Origin of the sequence: Phocaeicola faecalis (genome assembly GCF_021730445.1) — a bacterium.
Classification (GTDB): Bacteria; Bacteroidota; Bacteroidia; order Bacteroidales; family Bacteroidaceae; genus Phocaeicola; species Phocaeicola faecalis.
Window position 1 is genome coordinate 667859 of record NZ_JADNRM010000001.1, and the last position, 24499, is coordinate 692357.

Below are 24499 nucleotides of genomic sequence, written 5' to 3' on the forward strand. Positions count from 1 at the left end.
AATGATAAATTGCTTCAGTTTTGGCACATCTCTCTTTTTTGATAAACTTCCATATCTATTCTACGTAAACGATTGGTACAGTTCAACCGATTATCTACATTTGCAGGTACCTAACTTAAACAAATAAAAAATGAAAACACACATCATTATCTTATGGATTACCGCTTTTGGAATGACAGCCTGCCATTCCCATCCGCAAGCTGATACCGCTGAGGAGACAATCCCACAAGACACCATACCAATACTAGACTTTGCCTCAGCAATCAACAAAGAAGTTCCAGATACGTTCACATGGAATAGTGTGGCAAAGAAGATTACTTATATCCCCCTCTCCTCCTCTCATCTTATGGACGGACACCCTACGATAGACTATCTGGGTGATGACATGTGCATCATTTCGGAAGGAAAGGAGCAATGGATACACCGTATCGATTTTAAAGGTAACTTTTTAAGTAGTTTTCGACATATCGGAAACGGCCCCGGAGAATATGCTTGCCTATCTTCCGTGGTCTATCACCCGAAAGACTCCACCATTCGCATTTTTGATAACGGAAGCCATAAATACATTATATATAACAAAGAGGGAAAACTGTTCCGTGAAATCAATTTGGTCGATTCCGAGTTGAACTACCTGCTGCATGCGGAAGGAGACACTTACTTTTGTAGCGGTAGCTTCAGCAAAGGAAAATCAGAAATCATTGTGTCGGATACCGCGCTACAAGTAAAGTCTTCCATTCTGCCTTTTAACCCGACTGCCGATTATGTCACACGAGGAGGCATCATGCTGACAACAAGCGTAGAAGAATGCGGTCCGGAACTTTGCCTGTTCAATCATGTTTATAGCGACAGTGTTTTCCTGCTCACTCCTGGTGGACTGAAACCGGAACTTATCCTGCGTAAAGGCAAGTACGCACCGTCATTGGAGGACGTAAAGCAATTTATGAAGTGGAATAAAAATGATTCTTTTATCAAACGTATCTCCATCAAAGCTTTTCCCGGATATTACCTCATACAGTACTCGTACAAAGACAAGGCTTTTGGTGAGATATGGAGCCAAGAAACCCACCAAATTGTTTCAAGAGCCATCCTGACCCGGCCCGATATGTTTTCCTCATTAAAAGGAATTCCCTATCGTTTTCCTTCGGGTGCAGTTATCAAGTTATTGCCGGCCTGCATCAATGGAAACAGAATGGCTTTCTTTATTCCGGCAGATGAAGCGAAAGGTGAAATACCGGACGTAGAGATAAGTGAAGACGATAATCCGATAATAATGATATTGGAACTAGAATGATTCGCTTTTTCACCGGTTTAACGTAAGGACGCATCATTTATAGCTGCAACCAGTTCATCATAACCGGCCAAAGGGTTGTCGGTAAAGACTTTTCGGATAGTCAGTTCCGCATCAACTATATAGATACGGGGTATGCCCGATTTAGCAAAAAGATGATAGACAGTCCGGTCTTCCTGAGCAGCATAAGGAAACGTCAAATGCTGCTCCTGCCAATAACCGGCAATAGACGCGGCACCTTCCGCCCTGCTGATTGCAAGCAAAGGCATCTCCCGGTAATCCTCATATATTTGTTGTATCACAGGAAGTTCCTGACGGCAATCTTTGCAACCGGTGTTAAAGAATACGATAACGGAAACCTTTCCCCTCAAGCTTTCATTGGTCACGACTGTCCCGTCATTCATGGTAACACCAAACACAGGCAATTTGTCTCCTGCAACCAACTCTATACTTCCTGTATCGGAATCATCACCGTCCGAAATACAAGAAACCAGCGCCATACAACTGCACAGCACTATAAAGAATATACTATCTATTAACTTTTTCATCGATTTTTCTTTTCTGCAAAAAATAAATCAAGAATCCATATCACTCAAGTGAATTTCCAATGCCTTGACCGAGATATAAATCTCACGGACAGAAATGCCCAACGATATAATGAGCAATATAAGTGCCAAGCCAAAAATATAAACCGACACCATATACAACTGTATGTACATTAAAAACATACTCACCACACATAATAACAGGCTGCCAATACCGGTCACTTGCATAGCGCGGGTCAGATAAAGACGTTTCCGCAAATTAATGATTTGAGCGGCCGTGACTGCCGAATGATTCTCACGATACTGATCTTTCAACGTACGGACAAGCTGGGCATACGACAAAAAACGATTGGTATATGCCAACATTATCAATGATATGGCAGAGAACAGCAAAGCCGGAGTGGTTAAATCTATTTCCATTTTTTTCAATATTTCAAAGTTTGTATGATGCAAAGTAAAACAAAAACGGATATCTTTGCAATGAAACCAAATAAATAATAGAATGCAAAAAGCAAACTTGTATATAAAAGACTGGCTGTCTATCCATCCATATACCCGACAGCAGCCCTCTGACAACTATTTTGTGGAACTGGCAAACCGCCTTTTCCATATTTGCCCCTTACATGAAATACCCGAGGCTTTTAAAAAGAAAATCTGTCTGTATACCGCAGCCTATCTGGAAGATGTCATTTCGGGACTGGGACTTTGGCAGTCTTTCGTCAACAAACATTCGGAACTTTACGGAACCGCACTCCCCTTCTATACGATAAATCCCGGTTATATCAAAGATGAAATCAATGAGGAGGATATACGTTTCATTATCTGGAACACACTCGAGAAAGCCCCTTATCCGCATCCTTACATTCATCCGATGGAGCCTTCCATCCGGCAAACAGCCAAGGCATTCTTCGAGATATTGGATGAAGAATACGAAACTGCACCTGCGAATGATGCACTGACGAAGTATTTTATGAAGTTCAGAGACAGAGCTGAGGCTGAGCACAAACTATTATGGCTGTTCGGACACAATTATCTCACCGAACCCTCTGTACAGGAATACATCGCACAAGTAACAGCTTCCGACAAATACATCATACCCTGTGGCCCGATGGCACTCTTTTTATATGAATGGATTGATTCATTAACCGACCATCAAACCGAAGACTGGCAGCAGATAAAAGGACTTTACCCTGATGTTCCAACTTTATCGGATGAGATAAAGGAACGAAACCGAACCACTTACGAACTCTTTACCAAAGGTACAAACGGAGCACAAATAGTATATTTGAACGGATATGAAGAACTGCATCATTTCCTGACTCAGATATTACAATGGCCGGATGACGACAATCATACACTCCCGCAAATGAAGGAACACCGAAACTTCATCATGATGGCCAATCCGGAAAAAGGCATTCTATTGGCCAATGATATATGCGAATGCATCACCGACCCATTAAATAGTCTATACGACCGGGAAGTTGCTATCAGAGAGGCCTTCAACCTGCTGACAGTACCCACTAAATGTCCACCGGACTTGCTTGAGTATTTAATCAACAACCATTATATTCCTGATGCACAGTTGCCGGAATATGGAGAGAAAGAATTAGTGGAAAGAAATGCCGACTTCATAGCTCGCCATGCACTATTGTACTACTATAGGGGAGATTAACTTCTCCCCCCCCATTTCTATCAGGAAGCAGGCACTTCATTTACCAAGGGTCTGCCTTCCGCAAAGTCTTTGATATTCTGCAAGGTGGTATGTGCAATATTTGCCATCGCTTCTTTAGTAAAGAAAGCCTGATGCGAAGTAACAATCACATTATTGAAAGACAACAAACGGGCTAACGTATCATCATCAATGATTTTATCCGATTTGTCTTCATAAAAGTACTGCCCTTCTTCCTCATATACATCCAATCCGGCATATCCCACTTTCTTTGTTTTCAATCCTTCAATCAGTGCATTGGTGTGAATCAACTGGCCGCGTCCTGTATTGATAATCATTACCCCATCCTTCATCTTACTGATAGAATAATCATTAATCAAATACTTAGTCTGTTCTGTCAACGGACAATGCAAAGAAATAATATCGGAACTATGATAAAGCTCCTCCAACGAACAATATACCACTTGGTGCTCACGGGCAAAATTATAATCAGGGTAAAGGTCATAAGCCAATATATTCATCCCGAACCCGCGAAGAATCTGAATCAGTATCTTTGCAATCTTACCGGTGCCGATAATACCGGCAGTCTTGCCATGCATATCAAACCCCATCAACCCATGCAACGAAAAGTTGCCATCACGTGTGCGCATCGTTGCACGAGGAATCTTGCGATTGAGCGAAAGCATCAACGCCACCGTAAATTCGGCAACGGCATAAGGCGAATAAGCCGGAACACGTACCACTTTCATACGGCCGACCGTAGCAGCCAAATCTACATTATTATATCCGGCACATCTCAAAGCCAGCAGTTTAACGCCATTATCCGCCATCGCCCGGATAACCTCGGCATCAGCCGTGTCGTTTACGAAGATGCAGACTACATCCACTCCTTTGGTCAACACCACATTGTTCATATTCAAATGGCCTTTATAAAATCTTATATCAAAGCCAAATTTCTCATTTGCTTCCGTAAACGAGCGTTCGTCGTAAGGTTTCGTGTCGTAAAAAGCAATTTTGTAAGCCATAATTTTTCTATTTACTATTTAGTATGATAACAAAAATGGCACGTGTTGGGTTCAATTTACAAGTCTATAGTTTCTTTAGTTCCTTATACAACCGCTGTATAGGCAAGCCCATTACGTTAAAATAACTACCTGTAATGCCTTCCACTCCCACAAAACCAATCCATTCCTGAATACCATAAGAACCGGCTTTATCCATCGGTTTATACTTCTGTACGTAATAATCTATTTCCTCTTCTGTCAATTCGGCAAAAGTCACATCGGTAACAGTGGCAAAGCTTTTTTGAAATTCGGTTGTGGTAAGACACACTCCGGTTATCACTTGATGAGTTTTGCCTGAAAGACAACGAAGCATACGCTTGGCATCCTCTTCATCTGCAGGCTTTCCCATAACCAGGCCATCCAGCCACACAATCGTATCTGCTGTAATAATCAACTCGTCCGAATGCATCGTTTGCCGGTAAGCATCTGCCTTTTCACGGGCTATGAAAACGGGAATCTCTTCTCCTGAAAGAGTATCGGGATATGATTCCTCTATGCCGGGTAACGTTTTTACTTCATAACAAATTCCCAAACCGGATAGAAGCTCCTTACGTCTGGGTGAGTTAGAAGCCAGTATTACTTTATATTTCTCCAGATTTTTCAACATAGCATACTTACCATCCAAAGGCTTTTTCGTGAGACATCCATTTTCCTTGCGCTCTCAGCACTTGTTCCACTACATCACGCCCACAACCAAAGCCACCGTTACGATGAGAAATATAAGCAGCTATTTCTTTAATTTCGGGAGCCGCATCTGCCGGACAACAAGGCAAGCCACACAAACGCATCACTTCATAATCGGGGATATCATCGCCCATATAAAGTATTTCTTCATCCTTCAAATTGTATTTTTCTTTCAGATGTGCATATTCTTTTGTCTTCACGGCCGCACCCAGATATACATCTTTCACACCGAGACCTTCATAACGTTTACGCACCGCTTCAGTATTTCCACCTGTAATAATGGCTACATGCAAACCACATTTGACAGCCAGTTGCAGGGCATAGCCATCTTTAATATTCACAGAACGCATCGGCTCACCGTTCGGATGAAGATAGATGGTCTCACCACTCAACACACCATCCACATCAAACACCAATGCCTTTATCTTAGTTAAATCATAATTTATCATATCTATTTCTGTTTATAAATGCTTTTACTTATTTTCTCATATAATTCCTGCATATCCGGAACATCAGCCAATAAATCCAAATGACGGTTAATCACATTCTCGTCATAACGAATGGCCGGCCCTGTCTGAGCTTTTGCCGGAGACAATTCGTGCACCTTCTTAGCCGTTTCATCTATCAGACTCAACATCACTTCAAAAGGAATATGATGTTTTTCCAGAATCCGGGCACTCAGTGCATACATGTGATTCGCAAAATTGCAAGCAAAGACAGCCGCTATATGCAGATACTTCCGCTGTTCAGAGGTTGCTTCGTATACCATTGGACTCAGTTTTCCTGCCAGCTCCTTCAGCATATTCAATTCCGCCTCTCCACCGGCCTCTACAAAGAAAGGAACTGTGGCAAAATCTACAGCACGCTGTTTACTAAAAGTTTGCATAGGATAAAAAACTCCATAACGGGACAAATATCCTTTCCAAATATCCATAGGCATACTGCCCGCCGTATGTACAAAGAAAGCCTGTTCCCTGCCTTTCACCAACAAAGGCAATAACTCCTGCAAAGCGGAATCCTTCAACGCCACAATATACATATCGGCATCACATCGAATGTCATCAATAGAAACAGTGTATTCGGTCGAAAGTTTACCAGCCAGTTCCATTGCCGACTCTTTTGTCCGACTGTATATTTGCACCACATCATATCCTGCCCCACACAACGCACTTCCCAAATGAGTAGCCACGTTTCCGGCACCTATCAATACTATCTTTTTCATCATCGGGTAGAAACCAAATATAAAATCACTCCTATAATCAACAGAGCTGCCGGCAATAGATAAGCAGACATTTGCCCCAGCAAGGCTATCACAAGGCCAATATTCAATATTAACCAAATTCCAGCCAAAACAATACCGACCGACTTATCAGCTTTAAACCATAAAAAGATAACCGCCGCATACAGCAATAAATTATCCTTCTGCATCACCCAAGGCAGTCCGTGCGCAGCAAAGCCTATTAATTTATCAATCAGATAGAGTATTCCCATTACTATCAGGAATATCGCAGAAGCCTTATAAGTATCCTTGTGATTTACAGCCACTTCTATTTACCTCCGTATTTGTTGATATGAACTTTTTCCCACTGCAAATGCTCTTCATTAAAAGGTTTTCGCTCCATGCCTTTATGTCCGACAGCAATGATAGAGACCACCTGCAACTGCAAAGGAATATCCAGCACCTCATGCACATATTCTCCGGAAGGCATACCGGTAGCAGTGAAACGCTCACGGACCTGTATCCAGCAACTTCCCAATCCCAAATCTTCCGCTTGTAACTGAATCATAATAGAAGCTATCGCAGCATCTTCAATCCAGACATCACTAGCCAAAGGGTCAGCCACCACTACAATAGCCAATGCAGCATCTGTCAAGAAAGCAGCTCCCATCTCCTTGCTGTGAGAGAGTTTCTCCAATGTTTCTTTATCGTCCACTGCAATGAACTGCCAACAATTACTGCGCTTGGACGATGGAGACATCAATGCTGCTTTTAATAAAGTTACAACTTCCTCCTGATTCACTTCCTCTCCTGTGAACTTCCGCATACTACGTCTGTTCTTTATCAAGTCACTAAATTGTTCCATAATCTTTTCAGTTATTTATTTTTCTGCACAAATATACAATTAGAATATGGATTGCTAAACAAAAAATAATAAATTTGCGAAGAAGATGCCGATAAGACTAACCACATATCGCAAAGGAAATTCCATTCCGGCATTGCCGGGATATACAATTTTCAATTCTACGGAGCTATTTCGTGTGTACGAATTAACCCGTGGGTATGAACCTATACTCATAGTGGCCTATTTGGAAGAACGCCCAGTAGCCAAACTGCTTGCCGTCATCCGAAAGAGTGTACGTCTCTTTCCACCTTCCATTATCAAGCGTTGTGAAATATATGGCAATGGAGAATATTTTGATGAAACTCAGAATCGGGAAGAGCTTTTCAGCTATATATTAGAGCACCTTACCCGTGAAGTCCTGCAAAAATCATTTTTGATAGAGTTTCGCAATTTAGACAACCCGCTATTTGGCTATAAGGCATTCAGGGAAAACAAATATTTCCCCATCAACTGGCTAAGAGTATACAATTCACTACATAGCCGGGCTCCATTGGAGCGACTGAGTGTCTCCCGTAAAAGACAAATCAACAAGGCTTTAAAAAACGGAGCCTATATGGAAGTGGCAGACAATGACAAGGATATCACCGCCTTTTCCAAAATGCTGAAGAAAGCCTACTCTTCTCAAGTAAGAAAGCACTTTCCCGATCTTAACTTTTTCCGTCTTTTGGCATGGCAACGTCCTGACAAGGAAATGGCAAAAATCTTTTTAGTGAAATACAAAGATAAAATTATCGGAGGATCGGTTTGTGTGTTTTCCAACGGCAATGCATATCTTTGGTTTTCAGGAGGTATGCGCAAGACATACGCCTTTTTATATCCCGGTGTATTAGCTGTCTGGGCCGCCCTCACCTATGCTCAAGAAGAGGGGTGTGAACATTTTGAGTTTATGGATGCCGGACTTCCATTCAAGAAGCACGGTTATCGTGAATTCATTCTCCGTTTCGGCGGTAAACAAAGTAGCACCCGCCGCTGGTTCCGGTTCCGTTGGAATTGGTTGAACAACCTTTTATGCCGCATGTATATTTAACTGCAAAACGATTAAGACTTACTTTTTGCTTAACCTGCTATGAAGCATCCCTTCCAAAAGAAATAAAATTGAAGAAATATTTCTTTATTTAGCCCGAATTTACTTTCTTTGTGCAGTTTTATCCGATAAGCATTAGAATTATACCAAACATTTAAATTATAAGATCATGAAAATCTCACACATCGAACATTTGGGTATCGCTGTAAAGAGCATCGAAGAGGCCCTACCGTATTATGAAAACGTATTAGGTCTGAAATGCTACAACATCGAAACTGTAGAAGACCAAAAGGTAAGAACTGCTTTCCTGAAAGTAGGTGACGTAAAAATAGAGTTGCTGGAACCAACCAGCCCCGAAAGTACTATTGCAAAGTTCATTGAAAAAAACAACGGTAACGGTGGTATGCATCATTTGGCTTTTGCTGTAGAAGATGGTGTTGCCAATGCGTTGGCTGAAGCAGAAACTACAGGTATACGTTTGATTGACAAGGCTCCGCGCAAAGGTGCAGAAGGCTTGAACATTGCCTTTTTACATCCAAAGTCAACGCTTGGTGTGTTAACAGAACTTTGTGAGAAACCCTAATCGGTGTGATAACCCGCAGATTAGGAATAACAATACTCTCCTCAAATAATAACTTAATTAGCAGAACAAAGATGAGTAATCAACTTGAAAAAATTAAAGAGCTTATTGAACGCCGCGCAACAGCACGTCTCGGCGGTGGTGAAAAAGCGATTGCCAAACAGCACGAAAAAGGAAAATATACAGCCCGCGAACGTATTGCAATGTTGTTGGACGAAGGAAGCTTCGAGGAAATGGATATGTTCGTTGAACATAGATGTACCAACTTCGGTATGGAAAAGAAGCATTATCCGGGCGATGGTGTAGTGACCGGTTGCGGTACCATCGAAGGACGCTTAGTTTACATATTTGCTCAGGATTTTACTGTTTCTGCCGGTTCTTTGTCAGAAACAATGTCTATGAAAATATGTAAGATTATGGACCAAGCCATGAAAATGGGCGCTCCGGTCATCGGTATCAATGACTCGGGTGGTGCACGTATTCAGGAGGGTATCAATGCACTTGCCGGTTATGCTGAAATATTCCAGCGTAATATTATGGCATCAGGTGTTATTCCCCAAATCTCGGGTATCTTCGGTCCGTGTGCCGGTGGTGCCGTTTATTCTCCCGCTCTGACAGACTTTACACTGATGATGGAAGGCACTTCTTATATGTTCCTGACCGGACCGAAAGTTGTCAAGACAGTGACAGGTGAAGATGTAAGTCAGGAAAACTTAGGTGGTGCAAGTGTGCACTCCACTAAATCCGGAGTTACTCATTTTACTGCCCAGACAGAGGAAGAAGGATTGGCTCTGATTCGCAAATTATTGAGTTACATTCCGCAGAACAACCTTGAAGAAGCCCCTTATGCCGATTGCACAGACCCGATTGACCGGTTGGAAGATTCCTTGAACGAGATTATCCCCGACAGTCCCAACAAACCTTACGACATGTACGAAGTAATCAGTGCTATCGTTGACAATGGCGAGTTTCTTGAAGTACAGCCTCACTATGCCAAAAATATTATTATCGGCTTTGCTCGTTTCAACGGTCAGTCTGTAGGTATTGTTGCCAATCAGCCGAAATATCTGGCAGGCGTACTTGACAGCAACGCTTCTCGCAAGGGTGCACGTTTCGTTCGTTTCTGCGATGCTTTCAATATTCCTATTGTATCATTGGTAGACGTTCCGGGCTTCCTTCCGGGTACAGGACAAGAATACAATGGAGTAATCTTGCATGGTGCCAAGTTGCTGTATGCATACGGCGAAGCTACTGTGCCCAAGGTAACTATTACGCTGCGTAAATCATACGGTGGTTCTCACATTGTAATGAGTTGTAAGCAACTTCGCGGTGATATGAACTATGCATGGCCTACAGCCGAAATTGCAGTAATGGGTGGTGCAGGCGCAGTAGAAGTATTGTTTGCCCGCGAAGCAAAAGACCAGGAAAATCCCGCTCAATTCCTGGCAGAAAAAGAAGCTGAATATACCAAACTGTTTGCTAATCCTTATAATGCAGCTAAATATGGTTACATTGATGACGTAATTGAACCGCGTAACACACGTTTCCGCATCATCCGTGCTTTACAGCAGTTGCAGACTAAGAAATTAACTAACCCGGCTAAGAAGCATGGAAATATTCCATTGTAATCAGGCTTTTTACATTAAAACGAGAACGATTATGAATAAAACTAAAATCGGAATATTCCTTTCTCTGCTGCTGATGGTGGGATTAAGTTCTTGTGGAGAACAAAAATCAAACAGTAAGCTGTTGCTGAATGAGGTGCTGATTGAAAATGAAAGCAACTTTCAGGACGACTATGGGGTACATAGTGCATGGATTGAAATATTCAACAGGTCATTTGGTAGCGCAGACCTTGCCGGTTGCTTGCTGAAAGTCAGTAACCAGCCTGGTGATACTGCCACTTATTTTATCCCTAAAGGTGATGTAATGACATTGGTTAAGCCTCGCCAGCATGCTTTGTTCTGGGCTGACGGCGAACCTAACCGTGGAACTTTCCATACAAACTTCAAACTGAATGCCGCCACTGAAAACTGGATTGGTCTTTATGATTCCGGCAAGAAGTTGCTTGACCAGATTGTAGTACCTGCCGGTATATTGAGTGCAAACCAATCATACGCACGTGTCAGCGACGCTGCCGAAAAGTGGGAAGTGAAAGGTGGAAGTGCCGACAAATATGTCACTCCAAGTACAAATAACAAAACCATCAACAGTCATGCCAAGATGGAGAAATTCGAACTGCATGACGGGATAGGTATCGGTATGTCCATTTCCGCTATGAGTGTTGTATTCTTCGGGTTGCTGTTGCTCTTCATTTGTTTCAAATTAGTTGGAAAAGCTTCTGTCAACCTCAGCAAGCGCAATGCCATGAAAGTGAAAGGAATCACAGACAAACAGGAAGCGAAAGAGAAGAAACTGGGTGAAGCTCCGGGCGAAGTTTTTGCCGCCATTGCTATGGCAATGCACGAAATGCAAAGCGACGTACACGATGTGGAAGAAACAGTTCTTACCATTACCCGCGTCAAACGCAGCTATTCACCATGGAGTTCTAAGATTTACACCTTGCGCGAAACTCCCCACAAAAAGTAAGTCACCAAATAAAAAGATTAAACGATGAAAGAATATAAATATAAAATCAATGGTAATGTATATAAGGTAGCCATTGGAGATATAGAAGACAATATCGCCCATGTTGAAGTAAATGGCACTCCTTATAAAGTTGAAATGGAAAAGGCTCCTAAAGCCGTTGTCAAACCAGTGGTTCGTCCTGTATCTACAGCGCCGGCTGCTCCTACCACAACAGTTGTCAAACCGGCTGCTCCTTCTTCCGGCAAATCCGGTGTTAAATCTCCGCTTCCGGGTGTTATTCTTGATATCAAAGTAAATGTCGGCGATACCGTGAAAAAAGGACAGACCATCATCATTCTTGAAGCGATGAAGATGGAGAACAATATCAATGCAGACAAAGACGGTAAGGTTACCAGCATCAATGTAAGTAAAGGAGAGTCCGTTCTTGAAGGTACTGACCTTGTAATTATTGAATAATATGGGAGAATTTATTGATTTTATCGGGAATAACCTAGCTGACTTTTGGACATATACAGGTTTTGCCAATGCTACGGTAGGGCATCTTGTTATGATTCTTGTAGGTTTATTCTTCATATATTTGGCTGTAGCCAAAGAATTTGAACCGATGTTGCTGATTCCTATCGGTTTCGGTATCTTAATCGGTAATATTCCTTTCAACATGGAAGCCGGGCTTAAGGTCGGCATCTATGAAGAGGGGTCTGTACTTAACATTCTGTATCAAGGAGTTACCTCCGGATGGTATCCGCCACTCATCTTCTTGGGCATCGGTGCAATGACTGACTTCTCAGCATTGATTTCCAATCCTAAGCTAATGCTGATTGGTGCAGCAGCCCAATTTGGTATCTTTGGTGCATACATGACTGCTTTGGCTGTCGGTTTCGACCCGATGCAAGCAGGTGCTATCGGTATCATTGGTGGTGCTGACGGCCCTACCGCCATCTTCTTGTCATCCAAGCTGGCACCTAATCTAATGGGGGCAATTGCGGTATCAGCCTACTCTTATATGGCATTGGTACCGGTCATCCAGCCTCCTATCATGCGTCTGCTCACCACCAAGCACGAACGTTTAATCCGTATGAAACCGCCGCGTGTCGTTTCTCATACAGAAAAAGTAATGTTCCCTATCATCGGTTTGTTACTTACTTGTTTCCTCGTTCCGTCAGGTTTACCTTTGCTGGGTATGCTATTCTTTGGTAACCTGTTGAAGGAAAGTGGTGTAACACGTCGTTTGGCAGAAACAGCCCGCGGCCCGCTGATTGATACAATCACCATCTTATTAGGACTGACAGTCGGAGCTTCCACTCAGGCTTCAGAGTTCCTGACCACCGACTCTTTATGGATTTTCGGTTTGGGAGCCTTCTCATTCATCATTGCAACTGCATCGGGTGTAATCTTCGTGAAGTTGTTCAACTTGGTATTGGGCAAGGATAATAAGATTAATCCGCTTATCGGTAATGCCGGAGTATCTGCTGTGCCCGACTCTGCACGTATCTCTCAGGTAGTAGGTTTGGAATATGACCCGACCAACTATTTGTTGATGCACGCTATGGGTCCGAACGTAGCCGGTGTAATCGGTTCTGCTGTTGCAGCCGGTATTTTGCTGGGCTTCTTGATGTAATTCATTGAATTATAATAGTAAGGGAGTGTGTCAAAACTAAACCGACCTATCCCCCATCGTCAGCTGTAGGGGCAGGGTTTGCCTGCCCGAAGACACAAAGTAAACTGTTTTCGGGCGAGCGAACCTCGCCCCTACGAACGAAACGACAGCATTATCCACGTTTTGACACAACCCCTTTTTCCTTGATATAGATTAAGAAATGAACATCTTTTTTTGTTTTTTGGCTGAAACAAGATTAGAATTATGCTGGAAAACATATAAATTTGCCGCTGTAAAACCAAACTAAATTAAACGAAGATGGAAAAGAAAACAGTTAAGTACCACATTCCTCAACACGGAATATACATGTACGCACGTACTAATTCTGGGAAAACTGAACTCATTGTCCTAAACAGTACAAACGCCGAACAAGTGGTAGCCAACGAACACTATCGTATGATGACTAACGACTCAAAAAGCGGAAAAGAACTTGTCAGCGGCAAAAAGATTGACCTCACACGACACATGACCGTAGGTGCACGCCAATCCCTTATTATCGAATTATAATTTGTTTTTTAAGGTAAAAAGGTAAATGAGAATGGAAAAAAGGCGGCTTCTTTTTGCAGGAGCCGCCTTTCTTATTGAAATACTTCAGGTATCTTCACTTCTACCGGTTATGGATTAATGCCGGGAAACAATAGTTCCGGTAGCCTGAAAAGTAGGCATCACCAACATTTCGGCAATCTGCATATACTCGGGAACGGAAGCTGCAAAATAGACAGTTTCTGCAATATCATCACCGGTCAATGGACGGATTCCTTTATATACATTATCTGCCTTATCCTTATCACCACGGAAACGGACTACCGAGAAATTAGTTTCAACCAATCCCGGTTTAATATTAGTCACCCGCAACGGAGTATCTACCAAATCAATGCGCAAGCCATCGGACAATGCCTTCACAGCCGCCTTTGTTGCACAGTAAACGCTTCCTCCCGCATAAGCAGCATCTCCCGCTATCGAACCTATATTGATGATATGTCCCCTACCGCGTGCCACCATGCCGGGAACTACCAGTCGGGTCATAGCCAACAATGACTTGATATTCGTGTCAATCACGATATCCCATTCATCCAAATTACCCTCATGCTCTTTATCCACTCCGATTACCAATCCGGCATTATTAATCAGCACATCAATCGCTTTCCATTCTTCGGGCAGCGAAGCCAACGCCTCAGCCGCCGCTTTACGGTCACGCACATCAAAAGGAAGCAGACAAACCTTAGTCCCATACTGCTTCTCCAACTCCTCTTTCAGTGTTGACAACTTCTCTTCATTACGAGCATTCAAAATCAATCTTGCACCTTGAGATGCAAATTTACGGGCACATCCGGCACCGATGCCGCTGGAGGCTCCTGTGATAAAAACAATCTTATCCATCGCTTATTTTGATTTATTAAAAAAATTCTTGAAGAACAAAATCTGATAATCTATTGCATTACTCCAATATTGGGGATTGTGCGCTCCGGGGCGTATGGTGAAATCATGTCCGATTCCCCGTTTTAACAATGCTTCATGAACGGCCTTATTCACCTCTAGAAAGAAATCATCCGCGCCACAGTCAATCATAATTGCCAAAGCACCATTTTGCAGTTTATCCAGCTGGTTGATAACGGTGTGACTATCCCATACCTCTTTATTCGAAGCATACTCACCAAGCTGGGCCTTCATGTTCCAACTATCGGGAAACGGACGAATATCCAATCCGCCGCTCATGCTGCCCCCTCCGCCAAAAATATCTTGATGCCGGATGGAGAGCCACATTCCTCCATGACCACCCATACTCAATCCTGTGATGACGCGTCCGCTTCTATCTGTTTTTGTGGCAAAGTTCTTATCTATATATTCCACCAATTCTTTGGCAACAAAACTCTCATACCGATAGTCCTTATTACGCGGACTATCCCAATACCAACTGTTTTTACCATCGGGGCATACAAAAATGATACCTTCACGGTCGGCTATTTGAGGTAAATCAGGTTTTATCGTCATCCATGTGAAAGCATTTCCACCGTGCCCGTGCAACAAGTAAATTACCGGACACTTTTCTCCGCCCACTGCCTTATCGGGACGTACCGTCAATACAGTTATATTCCTATTCATTGCATTGCTGTGCACAGACAGCGTATCCACTTTGGCTGCCTGCACCACACTTCCTGACAGGCACAAAAGACTAACTAATAGAGTACAAAATAGTTTTTTCATATCGCTTAATTAAATAATGAGGTAAAGATAATACATAATTTGCAAATTAGTTGCATCTTATTTTTGCTATCTTTGTTTCATTAATAAAATTACTATCATGAACGAAGACCTATATTTAAAGAAACTGGAGCAACGAGAAATAAAGCCAACAGCCATACGCCTTCTTATTCTGAAAACCATGATGCAGCACAAAGAGGCTTTTTCTTTATTAGATTTGGAAAACGACTTGGATACCGTAGACAAGTCTACCATCTATCGTACCATCACCCTGTTTCTGACTCATCACCTCATCCATGCCATAGATGACGGTTCGGGCTCTCTGAAATATGCTGTTTGCAGCAATGACTGTAATTGTGAAGTAGACGACCTCCATACCCACTTTTATTGCGAGAAGTGCCATCGCACCTTTTGCCTGAAAAGCATTCATATTCCTATGGTCACACTTCCTCAGGGATTCACGGTCAACTCGGTCAATTATGTATTGAAAGGATTGTGTGCAGATTGCGCCAACCGATATCCTTTGAAACAATGAATACTCATCAAAATTCACGCGTATATACGCGTGGCATTATACGTACGTCCGTGTGAGGCTACACATACGTACGTATCGCCCCACACGTATATACGTATCGCCTCACACGTACGTACGTGTAAATCCATACCTCCAACGATGATTTTCGAAGAGAAAAGACAAGTTATAATCCCTTACTTTTCGCCTCATTCCAAACGGCATCCATTTCCTCCAATGACATATCCCTCAGGTCTTTACCTTGTTTGATGGTATGCTCTTCCAGATAATTAAAGCGACGGATGAATTTCTGGTTCGTATGTTCCAACGCATTATCGGGGTTAATCTTATACAGACGGGCAGCATTAATCAGGCTGAACATCACATCACCAAACTCCGCCTCCGCCTTTTCTTTATCCATATTCTCCACTTCCGCTTCAAATTCGCCTATCTCCTCTTTCACCTTACTCCAGACTTGCGAACGCTCTTCCCAGTCGAATCCCACATTACGGGCTTTATCCTGAATGCGGTAAGCCTTAATCAATGAAGGCAACGCGGAAGGAACACCACTCAACACCATCTTATTTCCATCCTTCTCCTTCATTTTCAACTGCTCCCAATTCTCCGTCACCTTTTCGGCTGTATCCGCCTTCACCTCGCCAAAGACGTGCGGATGACGGAAAATAAGTTTTTCACAAAGACGGTCGCACACATCTTTTATATCGAAATCACCGGTCTCGCTGCCTATCTTGGCATAGAAAGCCACATGCAGCAACACATCGCCCAGTTCTTTGCAAATATCCTTTTTATCATCCTTCATCAAGGCATCACAAAGCTCGTAAGTTTCTTCGATTGTATTGGGACGAAGACTCTCATTCGTCTGCTTCCGGTCCCACGGACATTTTTCTCTCAATTCATCCAAAATATCCAGAAAGCGTCCGAACGCCTCCATCTGTTCTTTTCTTGTATGCATAATCTATTTGTCTAAAAATCATTTTGTGGTGCAAAAGTACATAATATTCCAACGACTTTTATTAATTTTGCAACCAATTATGCGATAATCAATTAAATAAACAGAATATAAAAATGGAATTAGCAAGTAAGTACAATCCCGCTGACGTGGAGGGAAAATGGTACCAGTATTGGCTGGACAACAAACTCTTTAGTTCAAAACCCGACGGACGTGAACCTTACACAGTCGTCATTCCGCCCCCTAACGTAACTGGAGTGCTCCACATGGGACACATGCTAAACAATACCATTCAGGATATATTAGTACGCCGTGCACGCATGGAAGGCAAAAATGCTTGCTGGGTGCCGGGCACTGACCATGCCTCTATCGCCACCGAAGCCAAAGTGGTGAACAAACTGGCCCAACAAGGCATCAAGAAAACGGATTTGACCCGTGACGAGTTTCTGAAACACGCTTGGGACTGGACCGACGAGCACGGAGGCATCATCCTGAAACAGCTCCGCAAGCTGGGTGCATCTTGCGACTGGGACCGCACTGCATTCACCATGGATGAAGAACGCAGCGAAAGTGTTATCAAAGTGTTTGTCGACCTTTACAAGAAAGGACTGATTTACCGTGGCGTGCGTATGGTAAACTGGGACCCGAAGGCACTGACCGCCCTCAGTGACGAAGAAGTGATATATAAGGAAGAGCACAGCAAACTGTATTACCTGAGATATTATGTAGCCGATGACGACATGTCGGGCGAAACCGGAGCCGAAGGTGAAATTGTGCACCGTGACGAACAAGGCAGACGGTATGCCGTAGTAGCTACCACACGTCCTGAAACCATTATGGGCGATACCGCCATGTGTATCAACCCCAAAGACGTGAAGAACCGTTGGTTAAGCGGAAAGAAAGTGATTGTTCCGTTGGTAGGACGTGTCATTCCCGTCATCGAAGACGATTATGTAGACATTGAGTTTGGTACAGGATGCTTGAAAGTTACCCCGGCACACGATGTAAACGACTATATGCTGGGAGAAAAGTACAACCTGCCCAGTATCGATATCTTCAATGATAACGGAACGCTGAGCGAAGCAGCCGGACTGTATGTAGGCATGGACCGTTTTGATGTCCGCGCTCAAATCGAAAAGGACTTGCAGGAAGCCGGATTGATGGAAAAGGTAGAAGCTTATACCAATAAGGTAGGTTTCTCTGAACGCACCAACGTGGCCATCGAGCCAAAGTTGTCTATGCAATGGTTCCTCAAGATGCAGCATTTTGCTGATATGGCTTTGCCGCCGGTAATGAACGACGAACTGAAGTTCTATCCTGCCAAATATAAAAACACATACAAGAACTGGTTGGAAAACATCAAGGACTGGTGTATCAGCCGCCAGTTGTGGTGGGGACACCGTATTCCGGCATACTTCCTGCCTCAAGGCGGTTATGTAGTGGCCGAGACTCTCGAAGAAGCTGTGAAACTGGCTCAGGAAAAAACCGGCGACACCACCCTGAAAGCGGAAGACCTACGTCAGGATGAAGACTGTCTGGACACTTGGTTCTCTTCATGGTTATGGCCTATCTCGCTGTTTAACGGCATCAATAATCCGAACAACGAAGAAATCAACTACTACTACCCCACCAGCGATTTGGTGACCGGCCCGGATATCATCTTCTTCTGGGTAGCCCGAATGATTATGGCAGGCTACGAATACAAAGGTGATATGCCGTTCAAGAACGTTTACTTCACAGGTATCGTTCGTGACAAGCTGGGACGCAAGATGTCCAAATCATTGGGTAACTCACCCGACCCGTTGGACTTGATTGAAAGATATGGCGCCGACGGTGTGCGTATGGGTATGATGTTGTCTGCTCCTGCCGGAAATGATATCTTATTTGATGATACGCTTTGCGAACAGGGACGTAACTTCAACAACAAGATTTGGAATGCTTTCCGTTTGGTGAAAGGATGGGAAGTAGCCGACATCGAACAGCCCGAGTATGCACAACTGGCAACCGAATGGTTTGACAGCCTGCTCGTCAAAGTCTCTGCCGAAATAGACGATTTGTTCAGCAAATACCGTCTGAGCGAAGCACTGATGGCGGTATACAAACTGTTCTGGGACGAATTCTCAAGCTGGTATCTCGAAATGATTAAACCGGCTTACGGACAGCCGATTGACAAAAAGACTTATGAAACGACACTGCACTTCTTTGATGTATTGTTGAGACAACTTCATCCGTTCATGCCGTTCATCACCGAAGAGTTGTGGCAACATATTTACGACCGCAAGGAAGGTGAAAGCATTATGACTGCGCAAATGGAATCTTACGCAGACAGAAATCAGGAACAGAGCATTCAGTTGTGCAACACATTCGACCAGTTAAAGGAAGTAATCTCGGGCATCCGTAACATCCGCCTGCAAAAGAACATTGCACAAAAAGAAGCATTGGAAATGCAGGTTATGGGTGAAAATACGTTCCTCATGTCGTATGCCGAAGTCGTGAAGAAAATGGGTAACCTCACCACCGTCGGCATTGTCAATGAAAAGCCCGAAGGCGCTGCCTCATTCATGGTGGGAACCACAGAATACTTCATTCCGCTGGGAGGCATGATTAATGTAGAAGAAGAATTGGCCAAACTGGAAGCCGACCTTAACTATCAGGAAGGTTTCCTGCAAAGCGTACTGAAGAAGCTGAGCAACGAGAAATTCGTCAGCAAGGCTCCGGCAAATGTCATCGACATGGAACGCAAAAAACAAGCCGATGCCGAAAGCAAGATTGCTTCACTGAAAGAAAGCATAGCCGCTTTGAAAAAATAAACGGCAGATAAACTATTTATCCCCAAAGGAGGTGCACTTTTCTAAGAGTTGCACCTCTTTTTTTTATTTATCTGTTAATAAAGCATTTCAAAAGGAAAATGTCTCAAACTTATTTCTACCTTTGTTATTAATCTTTTTAATGAAAAACATCTATGAACAAACTGACAAAACTCGTATGCTTGTCGTTGTTTCTTTTATCTTCGGCAAGTATCAGTAGCGCCGCTCCCAAGGACTATCGCTACACGACGGTTCCCAATGACCCGCTAAAAGCACGTATCTACACATTGGACAATGGGTTGAAAGTCTACATGACTGTCAACAAAGAAACCCCGCGTATCCAAACCTACATTGCCGTACGTGTGGGTGGAAAGAACGACCCGGCCGAAACAACCGGTTTGGCACACTACTTTGAACACCTGATGTTTAAAGGCACCACACACTTCGGTACACAAAACTATGAAGCAGAACGTCCGTTGCTCGACCAAATTGAACAACAATTTGAAGTGTATCGCAAAACAACGGATGAAGCTCAGCGGAAAGCCATCTATCACGTTATAGACAGCTTGTCATACGAAGCTTCAAAATATGCCATTCCCAATGAATATGACAAACTGATGGCAGCCATCGGAGCCAACGGAACCAATGCTTATACCAGCTTCGACGTAACCTGCTACACCGAAGACATTCCTTCCAATCAGGTAGAAAACTGGGCTAAGATACAGGCTGACCGTTTCAAGAACAGCATTATACGCGGTTTCCACACCGAGCTTGAAACTGTTTACGAAGAAAAGAACATGTCTCTCACACAAGACCCCCGCAAGGTGAACGAAACCATGTTTGCAGCACTCTTCCCCCACCATCCATATGGCACACAGACCGTGCTAGGTACACAGGATGACTTAAAGAACCCTTCTATCACCAATATCAAGAATTACTATAAAACCTGGTATGTGCCCAACAATATGGCCATCTGTCTGTCGGGCGATTTCAATCCTGATGAAATGATTGTCACTATCGACAAGTATTTCGGTGACATGAAGCCCAATCCCAATCTTCCCAAACTGGCTGTCGAGCCCGAAGCACCGATTACCACACCCATTGTACGCGAAGTCCTCGGTCCTGATGCCGAGTCTGTGACATTGGCATGGAGATTCCCCGGCTCGGCAAGCAAAGAATATGAAACGCTGCAAATTGTCAGCCAGATTATGAATAACGGCAAGGCCGGTCTGATAGATATTGACCTCAACCAACAACAAAAAGTATTGGGAGCCTATGCTTATGTGTATAATTTGTCGGACTACTGCGCTTTCATCATGCAAGGACGCACCAAAGAAGGACAAACACTGGACGAAGTGAAGGATTTGTTCTTGGGTGAAATAGCCAAGCTGAAATCAGGTGACTTTGATGAGAATATGCTGCAAGCCAACATCAACAACTTCAAGAAATACCAGATACAGCAATTGGAATACAACAGTATTCGTGCCGATATGTTTGTTGAGTCCTTTGTAAACGGAACCGACTGGGCAGACGAAGTGACTGCACTCGAACGTATGTCGAAACTGACTAAAGCAGACATTGTTGCCTTTGCCAACAAATACTTCACAGACAGCAATTACGCCGTTGTCTATAAGAAAACCGGAAAAGACCCGAACGAAAAGAAAATCTCTAAACCGGAAATCACTCCTATTGTTATGAACCGTGACACTGCCAGCGAATTCCTAAAAGAAATACAAGGCAGCAAGGTGCAACCCATCGAACCGGTATTTATCGATTACAACAAAGATATGAATCAGTTTGCATGGAACAAAGAGGTTCCTGTCCTGTACAAACAGAACACTACCAATGACTTGTTCTACATGCGCTATATCTTCGAAATGGGTAATAACAATGACAAGAAACTGGGAACAGCCGCACAATATCTGAGATTCCTCGGCACTTCGGACATGACGCTGGAACAAATAAACAGCAAGTTCTATGGCTTGGCTTGTTCATTCAACGTATCTCCGGGTGACGACCGCACGTATATTACACTGTCAGGATTGAACGAAAATCTGCCTCAGGCTATCGAATTATTCGAGAAGATATTGGCTGACGCACAACCCGACAAGACGGCCTACGACAACATGGTGAAGAACATTCTGAAATCACGCACGGATGCCAAATTAAACCAAATGCAGAACTTTATACGCCTGCTGAATTATGCTGTTTTTGGAAAAGAATCGGCAACACGTAATTTATTGTCTACAGAAGAATTGCAGAATATGAATCCGTCGGAACTGACTGACCGCATCCATAAACTGACTTCGTTCAAACACCGCATCATGTATTACGGTCCCAGCTCGGAACAAGAGTTGACCGGCGTATTGAATAAATATCATAAAGTCCCTGCACAGTTGAAAGATATTCCGGCCGGCAAGAAATTTGTGATGCAGCCCACTCCTGCCAATAAGGTCTTGATTGCTCCATACGAAGCAAAACAGATTTACATGGTACAGTATTCTAATCGCGAAGAAAAGTTTGACCCGGAAGTTGAACCCATCCGCAGTTTGTACAATGAATACTTCGGTGGCGGCATGAACTCCATTGTCTTCCAAGAAATGCGCGAATCACGCGGTTTGGCTTATTCTGCATGGGCAGGAATCGTGACAAGCGGCAAGGCCGTTTATCCATACACCGTGCAAACCCAAATAGCGACTCAGAATGACAAGATGATGGATGCTATCAAGACTTTCAATGACATCATCAATAATATGCCGGAATCGGAAGCTGCTTTCAAACTGGCAAAAGAAGGTATCATTTCCCGTCTGCGCACCGACCGCATTATTAAGGATAACATCCTTTGGTCATACATTTATGCTCAAGATATGGGTGTGAACGTCGACAGACGCATCAAACAATACAATGACGTACAAAAGATGACCCTGCAAGACGTTATCGATTTCCAAAAGAAATGGATGAAAGACCGCACCTATACTTATTGCATACTGGGTGACAAGAAAGAGCTGGACATGGAAGCACTGAAAACGATAGCTCCAATCGAGGAACTTACTCAGGAAGAGATTTTCGGATACTAACCCAATGTAACTCGAATGCCGATTAGAAATGAATAGTAAAGAATAACTGTCAAAAAAGGGATGCCGATTATCTTTTCGGCATCCCTTTTTCATGTGTGTGTGTTGTGTGTATATCGTGAGCTGTTCTTACTTCTTATTCATATTCAGTTCGACAATAAACGCCACCAACAGACCTACACCGCCCAACAGCAGGACACTGGCTCCATAAATAAGTTCAGGAATACTCCTCTGATAGTAAGTAAGTTTATCACCGGTAATGTAACCCGGTATGGTGCTGGCACAAATCACATAACCGAGTAACAGTCCCAATCCCATTCCTGTAAACAAACACCCCAACTTCAAAGCCGAAAAAGAGAAGTTGCTAATCGAAGAGAAGTTAATCTTATGCTCCAGCATATCGGGAGTAAACTTCTCTCCCATCTTTTCGATAATAGTCAACCGTTCCTTTTTGCAGACAAACAGTTCGAACAGCTTGTAAATTCCCAAAGTGATAATGGCCATAATAGCAGGCACCATAATAAAATCCATCATAATCGTTTCTTTTTAAGTTATTATTTTTGTTCCTTTGTACCCTTTAGACGCAGCATTTCCGGTCAGGTTACAACTTTACGCAAAAAAATATTTTTTATTCAAAATGTGTAACCTTATCTATATGCATGCGTCTAAAGAGATGAAATGGAATACGACGAAGCACATATCATTCAAGATGTATTGGAAGGAAAAACTTCCCGCTATGAATATTTTTTGGAAAAATACAGCCAGCAGGTATTTACCTTGATTGTCCGTATCGTTGCCAGCCAGGAGGATGCAGAAGAACTTACACAGGATACTTTCCTTAAAGCTTTTCAACACCTCTCTTCATTCAAAGCGGAAAGTAACTTTTCGACATGGATATACCGTATCGCTTACAATACCGCAATTTCGGCCGTACGAAAGAAAAAATACGATTTATTTGACATGGATGATACGCTGCTTGCCAACATTTCGGACGAACAAGTAGATGATACGCTGAACGATGAGAGCGAGGAGCAGATAGCCAGGCTGAACAAAGCCATGGAAAAGCTTGATGCAGACGAACGGGCCGTCATTACTTTATTTTATATGGAAGACAAGCCTGTCAGCGAGATTGCCCTCATACTGGGAATGACGGAAAGCAACACGAAAGTGAAGTTACACCGTATACGTAAAAAACTATATGTACTTATAACCAAAGAAGAACAATGAACGAAGAACTGAAAGATAAAGGACTGAAAAGAGCAATAAAGGAACAGACTCAATTCCGCCTGTCCTCCAACTTTACTTTCCGCACCATGCAGAAAGTGGAAGAAGCTGCTTTGCTTCGCGAAAAAAGAATGGAACAAAGAACATTATGGGCTACTATTATCGCTTCCCTGCTCCTGCTGGCAAGCGGCATTGCCGGATTAATCTATTATTTCGGCAGTAGTCTGAAGGATTTCTTGCAACCGATACAACTTCCGGAGGCTCATAAGATAGAAATTCCTTCTTTCTACTTCATGTTTATTATAGTCATTTCTTTATGCCTGTTATTCGACAGATGGATGAGAAAGCAGTATTTCAAACGACATTCCTCCTGAAAACAATTCCAATGGCCGACTCAGGAAAAAAGGCCGTGGGCTTTTAAAAAAGTCTCATGAGGACTTCAGCAAACAATGGAGACACTTTTTCCAAACAATGGTAACAGTTTTCCC

Annotated in this window: 26 protein-coding genes; 14 read left to right on the forward strand and 12 right to left on the reverse strand. The window is 43.1% G+C overall.

Annotated elements, in window-relative coordinates:
* The first annotated feature begins 130 nt into the window (after positions 1–130).
* Positions 131–1291: a 6-bladed beta-propeller gene (locus tag IR173_RS02865; protein WP_237038171.1), complete on the forward strand. Its 1161-nt coding sequence runs from the start codon at positions 131–133 to the stop codon at positions 1289–1291.
* Positions 1292–1308: 17 nt separating this feature from the next.
* Here IR173_RS02865 and IR173_RS02870 read toward each other — a convergent pair whose 3' ends face one another.
* Entirely contained in the window at positions 1309–1836 is a 528-nt protein-coding gene (locus tag IR173_RS02870; RefSeq protein ID WP_237038172.1) for a TlpA family protein disulfide reductase, read from the reverse strand.
* Between the two features lie 27 nt (positions 1837–1863).
* Positions 1864–2253: a DUF2721 domain-containing protein gene (locus tag IR173_RS02875; protein WP_005936838.1), complete on the reverse strand. Its 390-nt coding sequence runs from the start codon at positions 2251–2253 to the stop codon at positions 1864–1866.
* An 82-nt stretch (positions 2254–2335) separates the two neighbouring features.
* On the opposite strand from IR173_RS02875, the gene IR173_RS02880 reads away from it, so the two are divergent.
* Positions 2336–3505: a DUF3843 family protein gene (locus IR173_RS02880; protein WP_237038173.1), complete on the forward strand. Its 1170-nt coding sequence runs from the start codon at positions 2336–2338 to the stop codon at positions 3503–3505.
* A gap of 20 nt (positions 3506–3525) precedes the next feature.
* Here the strand turns inward: IR173_RS02880 and IR173_RS02885 are convergent, their stop codons facing one another.
* The 6 genes from IR173_RS02885 to IR173_RS02910 all read right to left on the reverse strand — a co-directional run bounded on the left by IR173_RS02885 (position 3526) and on the right by IR173_RS02910 (position 7334).
* The gene (locus IR173_RS02885; RefSeq protein ID WP_237038174.1) at positions 3526–4527 is read right to left on the reverse strand and encodes a 2-hydroxyacid dehydrogenase; all 1002 of its coding nucleotides are present in this window, start codon (positions 4525–4527) and stop codon (positions 3526–3528) included.
* A 64-nt stretch (positions 4528–4591) separates the two neighbouring features.
* Positions 4592–5173, reverse strand: a complete 582-nt coding sequence (locus IR173_RS02890; RefSeq protein ID WP_237038425.1) for a Maf-like protein — start codon at positions 5171–5173, stop codon at positions 4592–4594.
* Positions 5174–5180: 7 nt separating this feature from the next.
* Entirely contained in the window at positions 5181–5699 is a 519-nt protein-coding gene (locus IR173_RS02895) for a KdsC family phosphatase (RefSeq protein ID WP_005936823.1), read from the reverse strand.
* Positions 5700–5701: 2 nt separating this feature from the next.
* Positions 5702–6475, reverse strand: a complete 774-nt coding sequence (locus tag IR173_RS02900) for a Rossmann-like and DUF2520 domain-containing protein (RefSeq protein WP_237038175.1) — start codon at positions 6473–6475, stop codon at positions 5702–5704.
* Positions 6472–6741: a hypothetical protein gene (locus IR173_RS02905; RefSeq protein ID WP_237038426.1), complete on the reverse strand. Its 270-nt coding sequence runs from the start codon at positions 6739–6741 to the stop codon at positions 6472–6474. Before IR173_RS02905 ends, IR173_RS02900 begins: the two co-directional genes overlap by 4 nt.
* Before the next feature lie 56 nt (positions 6742–6797).
* Positions 6798–7334, reverse strand: coding sequence for a nitroreductase family protein (locus tag IR173_RS02910; protein WP_237038176.1), 537 nt, complete (start codon positions 7332–7334; stop codon positions 6798–6800).
* Between the two features lie 85 nt (positions 7335–7419).
* Between IR173_RS02910 and IR173_RS02915 the strand changes: the two genes are divergently transcribed.
* The 7 genes from IR173_RS02915 (at position 7420) to IR173_RS02945 (ending at position 13730) form a co-directional block, all read left to right on the forward strand.
* Positions 7420–8400 (forward strand): GNAT family N-acetyltransferase, encoded by a 981-nt coding sequence (locus tag IR173_RS02915; RefSeq protein WP_237038177.1) that lies wholly within the window; start codon positions 7420–7422, stop codon positions 8398–8400.
* Positions 8401–8566: 166 nt separating this feature from the next.
* Positions 8567–8980: a methylmalonyl-CoA epimerase gene (gene mce, locus IR173_RS02920; protein ID WP_005936813.1), complete on the forward strand. Its 414-nt coding sequence runs from the start codon at positions 8567–8569 to the stop codon at positions 8978–8980.
* Positions 8981–9051: 71 nt separating this feature from the next.
* Positions 9052–10605 carry an acyl-CoA carboxylase subunit beta gene (locus IR173_RS02925; protein ID WP_005936811.1) on the forward strand — a complete coding sequence of 518 codons (1554 nt, stop codon included), beginning with the start codon at positions 9052–9054 and terminating at the stop codon, positions 10603–10605.
* Positions 10606–10636: 31 nt separating this feature from the next.
* Positions 10637–11566: an OadG family transporter subunit gene (locus IR173_RS02930; RefSeq protein ID WP_237038178.1), complete on the forward strand. Its 930-nt coding sequence runs from the start codon at positions 10637–10639 to the stop codon at positions 11564–11566.
* Between the two features lie 24 nt (positions 11567–11590).
* Positions 11591–12022, forward strand: coding sequence for an acetyl-CoA carboxylase biotin carboxyl carrier protein (locus IR173_RS02935; protein WP_237038179.1), 432 nt, complete (start codon positions 11591–11593; stop codon positions 12020–12022).
* Between the two features lies 1 nt (position 12023).
* Positions 12024–13184, forward strand: coding sequence for a sodium ion-translocating decarboxylase subunit beta (locus tag IR173_RS02940; RefSeq protein WP_237038180.1), 1161 nt, complete (start codon positions 12024–12026; stop codon positions 13182–13184).
* 297 nt (positions 13185–13481) lie between these two features.
* Positions 13482–13730 carry a cyclomaltodextrinase C-terminal domain-containing protein gene (locus IR173_RS02945; RefSeq protein WP_237038181.1) on the forward strand — a complete coding sequence of 83 codons (249 nt, stop codon included), beginning with the start codon at positions 13482–13484 and terminating at the stop codon, positions 13728–13730.
* 114 nt (positions 13731–13844) lie between these two features.
* Here the strand turns inward: IR173_RS02945 and IR173_RS02950 are convergent, their stop codons facing one another.
* On the reverse strand, positions 13845–14603 hold the full coding sequence (locus IR173_RS02950) for an SDR family oxidoreductase (protein WP_237038182.1): 759 nt from the start codon (positions 14601–14603) through the stop codon (positions 13845–13847).
* Positions 14604–14606: 3 nt separating this feature from the next.
* A complete protein-coding gene (locus IR173_RS02955; protein ID WP_237038183.1) occupies positions 14607–15428 on the reverse strand; it encodes an alpha/beta hydrolase in 822 nt (273 codons plus the stop codon).
* 97 nt (positions 15429–15525) lie between these two features.
* On the opposite strand from IR173_RS02955, the gene IR173_RS02960 reads away from it, so the two are divergent.
* Positions 15526–15960 carry a Fur family transcriptional regulator gene (locus IR173_RS02960; RefSeq protein ID WP_237038184.1) on the forward strand — a complete coding sequence of 145 codons (435 nt, stop codon included), beginning with the start codon at positions 15526–15528 and terminating at the stop codon, positions 15958–15960.
* Between the two features lie 163 nt (positions 15961–16123).
* Here the strand turns inward: IR173_RS02960 and mazG are convergent, their stop codons facing one another.
* Positions 16124–16909 carry a nucleoside triphosphate pyrophosphohydrolase gene (gene mazG, locus IR173_RS02965; protein WP_237038185.1) on the reverse strand — a complete coding sequence of 262 codons (786 nt, stop codon included), beginning with the start codon at positions 16907–16909 and terminating at the stop codon, positions 16124–16126.
* A gap of 113 nt (positions 16910–17022) precedes the next feature.
* On the opposite strand from mazG, the gene IR173_RS02970 reads away from it, so the two are divergent.
* Positions 17023–19716 carry a valine--tRNA ligase gene (locus IR173_RS02970; protein ID WP_237038186.1) on the forward strand — a complete coding sequence of 898 codons (2694 nt, stop codon included), beginning with the start codon at positions 17023–17025 and terminating at the stop codon, positions 19714–19716.
* A 152-nt stretch (positions 19717–19868) separates the two neighbouring features.
* A complete protein-coding gene (locus IR173_RS02975) occupies positions 19869–22790 on the forward strand; it encodes a M16 family metallopeptidase (protein WP_237038187.1) in 2922 nt (973 codons plus the stop codon).
* Between the two features lie 126 nt (positions 22791–22916).
* On the opposite strand, the gene IR173_RS02980 is transcribed toward IR173_RS02975, so the two are convergent.
* Complete coding sequence (locus IR173_RS02980; RefSeq protein WP_237038188.1) at positions 22917–23321, reverse strand: DUF6249 domain-containing protein; 405 nt, start codon at positions 23319–23321, stop codon at positions 22917–22919.
* A gap of 144 nt (positions 23322–23465) precedes the next feature.
* On the opposite strand from IR173_RS02980, the gene IR173_RS02985 reads away from it, so the two are divergent.
* Positions 23466–24014, forward strand: a complete 549-nt coding sequence (locus IR173_RS02985) for an RNA polymerase sigma factor (protein WP_237038189.1) — start codon at positions 23466–23468, stop codon at positions 24012–24014.
* Positions 24011–24385, forward strand: a complete 375-nt coding sequence (locus IR173_RS02990; RefSeq protein ID WP_237038190.1) for a hypothetical protein — start codon at positions 24011–24013, stop codon at positions 24383–24385. The genes IR173_RS02985 and IR173_RS02990 overlap by 4 nt, the downstream gene beginning before the upstream one ends.
* Positions 24386–24499: the final 114 nt, after the last annotated feature.

What these genes read in the sequence shown, in the direction of transcription:
- IR173_RS02865 (WP_237038171.1), top strand. Translation starts at nt 131, where the DNA reads ATGAAAACACACATCATTATCTTATGGATTACCGCTTTTGGAATGACA.
- IR173_RS02870 (WP_237038172.1), bottom strand. Translation starts at nt 1,836, where the DNA reads ATGAAAAAGTTAATAGATAGTATATTCTTTATAGTGCTGTGCAGTTGT.
- IR173_RS02875 (WP_005936838.1), bottom strand. Translation starts at nt 2,253, where the DNA reads ATGGAAATAGATTTAACCACTCCGGCTTTGCTGTTCTCTGCCATATCA.
- IR173_RS02880 (WP_237038173.1), top strand. Translation starts at nt 2,336, where the DNA reads ATGCAAAAAGCAAACTTGTATATAAAAGACTGGCTGTCTATCCATCCA.
- IR173_RS02885 (WP_237038174.1), bottom strand. Translation starts at nt 4,527, where the DNA reads ATGGCTTACAAAATTGCTTTTTACGACACGAAACCTTACGACGAACGC.
- IR173_RS02890 (WP_237038425.1), bottom strand. Translation starts at nt 5,173, where the DNA reads ATGTTGAAAAATCTGGAGAAATATAAAGTAATACTGGCTTCTAACTCA.
- IR173_RS02895 (WP_005936823.1), bottom strand. Translation starts at nt 5,699, where the DNA reads ATGATAAATTATGATTTAACTAAGATAAAGGCATTGGTGTTTGATGTG.
- IR173_RS02900 (WP_237038175.1), bottom strand. Translation starts at nt 6,475, where the DNA reads ATGATGAAAAAGATAGTATTGATAGGTGCCGGAAACGTGGCTACTCAT.
- IR173_RS02905 (WP_237038426.1), bottom strand. Translation starts at nt 6,741, where the DNA reads ATGGGAATACTCTATCTGATTGATAAATTAATAGGCTTTGCTGCGCAC.
- IR173_RS02910 (WP_237038176.1), bottom strand. Translation starts at nt 7,334, where the DNA reads ATGGAACAATTTAGTGACTTGATAAAGAACAGACGTAGTATGCGGAAG.
- IR173_RS02915 (WP_237038177.1), top strand. Translation starts at nt 7,420, where the DNA reads ATGCCGATAAGACTAACCACATATCGCAAAGGAAATTCCATTCCGGCA.
- mce (WP_005936813.1), top strand. Translation starts at nt 8,567, where the DNA reads ATGAAAATCTCACACATCGAACATTTGGGTATCGCTGTAAAGAGCATC.
- IR173_RS02925 (WP_005936811.1), top strand. Translation starts at nt 9,052, where the DNA reads ATGAGTAATCAACTTGAAAAAATTAAAGAGCTTATTGAACGCCGCGCA.
- IR173_RS02930 (WP_237038178.1), top strand. Translation starts at nt 10,637, where the DNA reads ATGAATAAAACTAAAATCGGAATATTCCTTTCTCTGCTGCTGATGGTG.
- IR173_RS02935 (WP_237038179.1), top strand. Translation starts at nt 11,591, where the DNA reads ATGAAAGAATATAAATATAAAATCAATGGTAATGTATATAAGGTAGCC.
- IR173_RS02940 (WP_237038180.1), top strand. Translation starts at nt 12,024, where the DNA reads ATGGGAGAATTTATTGATTTTATCGGGAATAACCTAGCTGACTTTTGG.
- IR173_RS02945 (WP_237038181.1), top strand. Translation starts at nt 13,482, where the DNA reads ATGGAAAAGAAAACAGTTAAGTACCACATTCCTCAACACGGAATATAC.
- IR173_RS02950 (WP_237038182.1), bottom strand. Translation starts at nt 14,603, where the DNA reads ATGGATAAGATTGTTTTTATCACAGGAGCCTCCAGCGGCATCGGTGCC.
- IR173_RS02955 (WP_237038183.1), bottom strand. Translation starts at nt 15,428, where the DNA reads ATGAAAAAACTATTTTGTACTCTATTAGTTAGTCTTTTGTGCCTGTCA.
- IR173_RS02960 (WP_237038184.1), top strand. Translation starts at nt 15,526, where the DNA reads ATGAACGAAGACCTATATTTAAAGAAACTGGAGCAACGAGAAATAAAG.
- mazG (WP_237038185.1), bottom strand. Translation starts at nt 16,909, where the DNA reads ATGCATACAAGAAAAGAACAGATGGAGGCGTTCGGACGCTTTCTGGAT.
- IR173_RS02970 (WP_237038186.1), top strand. Translation starts at nt 17,023, where the DNA reads ATGGAATTAGCAAGTAAGTACAATCCCGCTGACGTGGAGGGAAAATGG.
- IR173_RS02975 (WP_237038187.1), top strand. Translation starts at nt 19,869, where the DNA reads ATGAACAAACTGACAAAACTCGTATGCTTGTCGTTGTTTCTTTTATCT.
- IR173_RS02980 (WP_237038188.1), bottom strand. Translation starts at nt 23,321, where the DNA reads ATGATGGATTTTATTATGGTGCCTGCTATTATGGCCATTATCACTTTG.
- IR173_RS02985 (WP_237038189.1), top strand. Translation starts at nt 23,466, where the DNA reads ATGGAATACGACGAAGCACATATCATTCAAGATGTATTGGAAGGAAAA.
- IR173_RS02990 (WP_237038190.1), top strand. Translation starts at nt 24,011, where the DNA reads ATGAACGAAGAACTGAAAGATAAAGGACTGAAAAGAGCAATAAAGGAA.